The following is a 1575-nucleotide window of genomic DNA, read 5'->3' as shown; positions in this document are numbered from 1 at the left end:
CTCCCAGCCTTGCCCCTCAGCTTCGAGCCGCTGGAAATACTCAATGCATTGCATGTATAGGTCCATCAGCACCTCCTGTGCGGCGAGCAGGAAGGCGCCACTTCCTACGGCGGGATCGAGAATGTGTGCTTCCTTCAGAATGTCGTGGTAGAGAGTCTCCACATGGCTGGTCTGGACATTTTCCGTTGGAACTTGCTGAGTTATGGTTCCGCCATCGGCAACAGCTTCTGCGCTACTATCTGCCTCGGGCACGGGGAATCCGAACACATTGTCAATCTCGTCGTAGTCTGCGTCCACAGCCTCGTTGAGTTGATCGAGCAGATACGGATGGATCGTTCGGCGGGCCATGAACCCCGTGATCTCTTCCGGTGTGTAGTACGCCCCCATCTCCTTCTGATTGACCGTTTGCTCGAAGATGTGACCCAAGATCGCTGGGGAGAGGTTCTTGGGATCGACGATGTCGAGTCGTTCGTCTACGTTCCAATTCCAGTCGGAGAGGAAGTCGAGGATATCGTCGAAGAGCCCGTTCGTTTCCTCGGCAGAGCCACCTAATTTCGCGTCCTCAAACTCCTCTTCGACAGGATTCCTTGCGAACAAGCCACCGTTCAGGTACGGAAGACTACCGAAGTCAGGATTCTGTTTGTCTTCTGCGAGGTATTCGAAGAAGAGCGGTTCGTAGAACTCTTCGTAGTGGTCACCACCCTCGTCAACGACTTCATTCGGCTGTTCGTGAAGGTAATTCGGGTTCCGATCAAGAAGGCGTTTTTCCTGGATGAAGTATAGGAAGATCATCCGGTCAAGAATGACCTGCACATATCGTTGCTTCGCATCACCACGATCGTCAGGGATGCCTGTAACCTCTTGAATGAGATCTGTCCGGAGTTCCTCGAACTGTTCATAGAACTCCTTGACGACCTGTTGCGTGTCGTAGAGCGTATCGTATATCGCAGCAGAGGAACCGTACTCGATCGAGTTCAGCTTCTGGAGAATAGTGTTCTTCTCTCCGCTGTCCCGCGTGAACTGCTCCTTCGAGAACGAAATCTTTTGATGCTTAATTCGACCGTGCTGCTGCCCCTCCCAGCTTCGGACTCGCGTAATGAAGGTGAAGGTCTCGAAATCGTTGGTGGCAACAAGGTTGGTATGCCGTGAGCGATTTTCCGGTTTGAAGTCCGTGGCAGTCTCACCGGGGCCAGCATTGACAATGACGATGAATTCGTCATCATCAAGCTGGACTACGAGTTCGTTATCGCCCCCAAGTTTCGGGCGTGGTTTGAGCCCGCGTTTTTCAAAGGAGTTCGCTATATCCTGTAAAGAATCCCAGCCCGCGATATCGGATGCGGTGATCTGCTGGAGAGTCATACCACCTGAAAGTTGCTTTACTCATATGAAAATGATGGATATGAGGGTGGCTTTCGACTGAACTGGTCAATACACTTGTTGAATAGAATGTAAGAAGCAGCTCGTATTTCACCGGGAACCGTAGATAAAGTCGAAAACAGCCAATAACGAGACGGTCAGTTGATGCAATGCATTGAGTATTTCCAGCGGCTCGAAGCTGAGGGGCAAGGCTGGGAG

The 1575-nt window shown here is 51.7% G+C and carries 1 pseudogene; it reads right to left on the bottom strand.

Going from position 1 to position 1575, the window contains the following annotated elements:
- Positions 1–1359, bottom strand: a pseudogene (locus tag ACQE3L_RS15410) (Eco57I restriction-modification methylase domain-containing protein); the annotation flags it as partial.
- Positions 1360–1575: the final 216 nt, after the last annotated feature.

It is taken from the genome of Haloparvum alkalitolerans, from assembly GCF_050122995.1.
Lineage (GTDB): Archaea > Halobacteriota > Halobacteria > Halobacteriales > Haloferacaceae > Haloparvum > Haloparvum alkalitolerans.
The sequence above is the reverse complement of the archived record's forward strand: the minus strand, read 5'-3'. Positions and strand labels throughout refer to the sequence as shown.